Source organism: Streptomyces sp. IBSBF 2435 (assembly GCF_036815005.1).
GTDB lineage: Bacteria > Actinomycetota > Actinomycetes > Streptomycetales > Streptomycetaceae > Actinacidiphila.
Map to the genome: position 1 here is coordinate 1 of NZ_JAJSYW010000306.1, position 4,783 is coordinate 4,783.

General features: G+C 72.1%; 6 protein-coding genes. All 6 read left to right on the forward strand.

What is annotated here, in order from left to right; all coding sequences use genetic code 11:
- Positions 1–313: 313 nt before the first annotated feature.
- The 6 genes from V7E46_RS32515 (at position 314) to V7E46_RS32540 (ending at position 4,751) form a co-directional block, all read left to right on the forward strand.
- Entirely contained in the window at positions 314–643 is a 330-nt protein-coding gene (locus tag V7E46_RS32515; protein WP_333771768.1) for a hypothetical protein, read from the forward strand.
- Positions 644–725: 82 nt separating this feature from the next.
- Positions 726–1,562, forward strand: a complete 837-nt coding sequence (locus tag V7E46_RS32520; RefSeq protein WP_333771769.1) for a PhzF family phenazine biosynthesis protein — start codon at positions 726–728, stop codon at positions 1,560–1,562.
- Between the two features lie 12 nt (positions 1,563–1,574).
- Positions 1,575–2,213, forward strand: coding sequence for a phenazine biosynthesis FMN-dependent oxidase PhzG (gene phzG / locus V7E46_RS32525; RefSeq protein WP_333771770.1), 639 nt, complete (start codon positions 1,575–1,577; stop codon positions 2,211–2,213).
- Positions 2,214–2,322: 109 nt separating this feature from the next.
- Positions 2,323–2,793: a PhzA/PhzB family protein gene (locus tag V7E46_RS32530; protein WP_329175129.1), complete on the forward strand. Its 471-nt coding sequence runs from the start codon at positions 2,323–2,325 to the stop codon at positions 2,791–2,793.
- A 29-nt stretch (positions 2,794–2,822) separates the two neighbouring features.
- Positions 2,823–3,836, forward strand: coding sequence for a methyltransferase (locus tag V7E46_RS32535; protein WP_333771771.1), 1,014 nt, complete (start codon positions 2,823–2,825; stop codon positions 3,834–3,836).
- Positions 3,837–3,848: 12 nt separating this feature from the next.
- Complete coding sequence (locus tag V7E46_RS32540) at positions 3,849–4,751, forward strand: SAM-dependent methyltransferase (protein ID WP_333771772.1); 903 nt, start codon at positions 3,849–3,851, stop codon at positions 4,749–4,751.
- Positions 4,752–4,783 lie beyond the last annotated feature (32 nt).

Genomic DNA, 4,783 nt, shown 5'->3' on the forward strand with positions numbered 1-4,783 from the left:
GATCATTGGCGGGGCGGGGACTGTCAAGTGGGCGTGGTTTCCGCCATGTCCTGATCGCAGAGCGGAGCTATAGGTACGCCTGGACGACCCGTGCGGGCCGTCGTTAGTCTGCTCGCGAAGTCGGCGCCGGCGCCATCGCAATCGGTATCGCTGAGTCAACTGGCCGATGAATTACGGACCGCGTCACGTGCGCGGGCCGCCGCGGGGAAAGCCCCGGCCACCGCAATGTCCTCCTTCGCACGGGAAGAGGCACCGATGACTGGCGTACCCCGTATCCACCCCTGCCTGCCACCCGCGTCCCGGGGCCTCGGCCATGCGGGTTGACATCGCGTGGTGGGACCTGGACGGGTCCGCGGCGACCGTCGAGTCCCTCCGGGAACACCTGCGGGACGGCACCGCCGACCACTGGGCCGAGGTCGAGGGGCTGCGGCTGAAGTTCTGGATGGCGGACCGCGACCGCAACCGGTGGGGCGCGGTCATGCTCTGGGAAGCCGCCAGGCCCGCCGCCATCCCGCCGAACCGCGCGGCCGAACTCATCGGCTTTCCCCCCACCCACCGTCTGAGTTTCGAGATCGAAGCCGTGGTCGAAGGCGCGTACACGGTGGAGGCTCTGCACGGGCTCGGCCCCGTGTTCGCCCCCTGAGGCGAGGTCCCACCGACCGCCGGCCGACGCGGTCGCGGGGCCGGGGGACACCCGCAGCGCCCAGCCGAACCCAGGAGATCCCATGCACGAGTACGTGGTCGTGGACGCCTTCGCACGCACGCCGCTCGCCGGCAACCCCGTGGCCGTGTTCTTCGACGCCGCCGACCTCAGCACCGACCTGATGCAGCGGATCGCCGGGGAGATGAACCTGTCGGAGGTCACCTTCGTGCTGCCCGCCGAGCACGGCGGGGACGCCAGGATCCGGATCTTCACCCCTGTCAACGAGCTGCCGTTCGCCGGCCACCCCATGCTCGGGACGGCGGTCGCGCTCAGCGAGGCGCTGAAGAAGGGACGGCTGCGGCTGGAGACCGACATGGGCGTCATCCCGTTCGAGGTGGCCGAGGACGAGGACGGCACCCCGGCGGTGCGGATGCGGCAGCCGGTACCGACCTGCGAACCGTACGAGTACGCCGCGGAGCTGCTGGCGGCGCTGGGCGTCGAGTCGTCCACCGTGCCGGTGGACATCTACCGCAACGGCCCCCGGCACGTCTTCGTCGGCCTGCCCAGCGTGGCGGCGCTGTCCGCGCTCGAACCCGACCACCGCGCGCTGGCCCGGCTGCCCGACATGGCCGCCAACTGCTTCGCCGGCGGCGACACCCGGTGGCGTACCCGGATGTTCTCGCCCGCCTACGGGGTCGTCGAGGACGCGGCCACCGGGTCGGCCGCCGGGCCGCTCGCCATCCACCTGGCCCGGCACGGGCTCGCCACGTACGGGCAGGAGCTGGAGATCCTCCAGGGGGTCGACATGGGCCGCCCCTCGCGCATGCTGGCCACCGCCGAGGGCTCGGCCGCCGGCGTCGACGAGGTCCGGGTCGGCGGGCACGGGGTGCTCGTCGCGCGCGGCACCATCTACGTATAGGAGAGGTCGGCAGTGGACAGCAGCAGGCTGGAAAGCCTCACCGGACAGACCGATCTCGACTTCCCCGAGTACGAGGCGCCGCCGCCGGAACCCATGGGGCTCGTCCAGCGGTGGATCGAGCAGGCCGCCGCGCACGGCGTCCGGGAGCCGCTGGCGCTCGCGCTGGCCACCGCGGACGTGCACGGCCGCCCGTCCAGCCGGACCGTCGCCGTCATCCGGGCGACCGGCCGCGGCCTGCTGTTCACCAGCCACAGCACCAGCCGCAAGGGCCGCGAACTGGCCGCCACCGGCTGGGCGTCGGGCGTGCTCTACTGGCGCGAGACGGGCCAGCAGCTCACCTTCTCCGGCCCGGTCGGGCAGTGCGCGGCGGCCGAGTCCGACGCCCTGTGGGCCGGCCGCCCGATCCCGCTGCACGCCATGTCGGCCGCCTCCCGGCAGAGCGACCCGCTGGACAGCCCGGCGGCCCTGCGCTCGGCGGCCGACCGCCTCGCGGCCACCGGTACGGCCCTGCCCCGCCCGGCCCGCTACGTCGGCTACTGGCTGGAGCCGACGGACGTCGAATTCTGGTGCGCCGACTCCGACCGGCTGCACCGCAGGCTGCGCTACGACCGCTACGACGCAGGGTGGCGTACGCGGCGGCTCCAGCCGTGACAGGCGCGGCGCCCGGAGAGACCTGCGGGGCGCCGGAACGCACGGATTCACCGCACCTCGATTCCGGCCCGGCCGGATTACCCGACCTTCGAGACAATGCGAGGACACGATGGCTGAATTCAGCGAGAACGTGGAATTACGCGCCCGGCACCGCGCCGTGGTCGAGGACTACCTGAGCCGGCACGGAGAGAACCGGCTGACCCGCTACCTCCTCTTCACCGAGGACGGCAGCGCCGGCCTGTACACCGGGGACCGGGAGGAGCCGATCGTGTCGCGCGGGCACGAGAAGCTGAAGGCGCACGGCGAATGGTCGCTCCAGATGTTCCCCGACTGGGTCTGGTTCAACATCGACGTGTTCGAGACCCAGGACCCGAACCGCTTCTGGGCCGAATGCGACGGCGAGGGCAGCATTCTCTACCCCTCGTATCCCCCTGGGCACTACAAGAACCACTTCATCCACTCGTTCGATCTGGCCGACGGAAAGATCGTGACGCAGCGGGAATTCATGAACCCGTTCAACCAGCTCCGGGCGCTGGGCATCGGGATTCCGGTCATCAACCGAGGCGGCATCCCCACATGAGCTGTCGCCGGTCCGCCAGGAGGTACTGAGTGAACGTCGACCTGAAAGCGGCCCAGGAGGCAGTCGAGCTGATCACCGGGGGATGGCGGGCCCAGTGCCTGCACACCGCGATCAGGATGGGCGTACCGGACCACATCGCGGCCGGGAGAACCACCGACCACGCGCTCGCGGAGGCGACCGGAGCCAGACCGGAGGGCATCCACCGCATGATGCGGCTGCTGGTCGCGATGGGTGTGTTCGAGGGCGAGGGCCAGGGCGGCTACCGCAACACGGCGGTCAGCCGCGTCCTGCTCGACCAGCCGGACTCGCTGCGGGACATGTGCCTGCTCTACGGCGAGGAGTTCTACACCGCGTGGGGGCACGCGTACGAGGCGATCAGCACGGTGACCGCGGGCTTCGAAGTCGCGTACGGGGAACCGCTCTACCGCTACCTCAGCCACCACGAGGACGCGAACAGGCGGTTCCAGCGGGCGATGAAGGCCGGCAACCTGTTCTTCGACCACGTCCCCGAGGCGTTCGACTTCTCCGGCCGGGCCTTCGTCGACGTCGGCGGCGGCATCGGGCAGTTGACCGCCGCGATCCTGGCCGCCGTGCCCGACGCGCACGGCACGCTGCTCGACCGCGAGCACGTGGTGCCGGTCGCGGCCGACAACCTCGCCGCCTCCGTGGGGCTGGACCGCGTCGAGCTGGTCGCCGGGGACATGTTCGAGGCGGTGCCGCAGGGCAGGGACGTCTACCTGCTGTGCCGGGTCCTCGCCGGCTGGAGCGACGACGCGGTCGTCGGGGTGTTCGAGAACTGCCGCAAGGCGATGGCCGGTTCCGCGTCGCGCCTGGTCATCCTGGACCGCGTCGTGGTGGACGAGGACTCCACGGTGCTGCCCGCCCTGTGGGACCTGCACCTGCTGATGACCAACGGCGGCCGGCACCGCACCGTCGAGAAGTTCACCGAACTGCTGGGCAGGGCCGGTCTCGACGTCGAGCGGGTCACCGAACTGCCCGCGGAGACCACCGCGTTGATCGCGGCACCCCGCACCGCCGGCTGAAGGGGAACGCCCATGACCCACGCAGCGCACCTGGACGCGGTCGGACGGACCGCCCTGGTCACCGCCGCCATGCGGGCCGCCGAGACCGGCCGGCCCGACGCGATCCACCGGGACCCGTACGCGGCGACGCTCGCCGGCGGCCTCGGACCGCGGCTGCTGGCCGAGCTGTTGGGCGCGACCGCGGCGGGAAGTCCGGCGGGGGGTTCGGCAGACGTCCCGGCCGGCGCCCCTGTCGGTGCGTACCGCTCCGCCAGGCAGGACTACAACTCCGCCCGCACCCGCTTCTTCGACGACTACCTGCGTACCGCGGCCGACGAGCCCGACACGCGCCAGATCGTGGTCGCGGGCGCCGGCATGGACTCCCGCGCGTACCGTATGAACTGGCCCGAGGGCCTGCGCTACTTCGAGGTCGACCGGCCGCCGGTGATGGCCTACAAGCGCGCGTGCCTGGCCGGAGTGACACCGCGGGCCGACCGCCGCACCGTCGCTGTGGACCTCGCGTCGCCGTCCTGGCCGGCCGTGCTGACCGGCGCCGGGTACGAACCCGACCGGCCCTCGGCCTGGCTGCTGGAGGGCCTGCTGTACTACCTGCCGGTGGCCGCCGTGCACCGCGTGCTGGACCAGGTCGCCGAACTGGTTGCCCCGGGAAGCCGGATCGCGGCCGACGTCGTGAACACGGCTGCGCTGACGCTGCCCGACCAGCGGCGGCTGCTGGACGTGTTCGCGAGCTGGGGCTGCCCGTGGCTGTTCGGCTGCGACGAGCCGGAGGAGCTGTTCGACCAGCACGGCTTCAAGGCCGACGTGGTCCAACCCGGCGAGCCCGGCGCGGAGTTCGGCGGCCGGCCCGCGCCCCCGCCGGTACGCGGACTGCCGGGCGTGCGGCGGGTGTTCCTGGTGACGGGCCGGCGTAACTGAGGTCGCGCCCGGCCGTCCACGTGCCCCCGCCC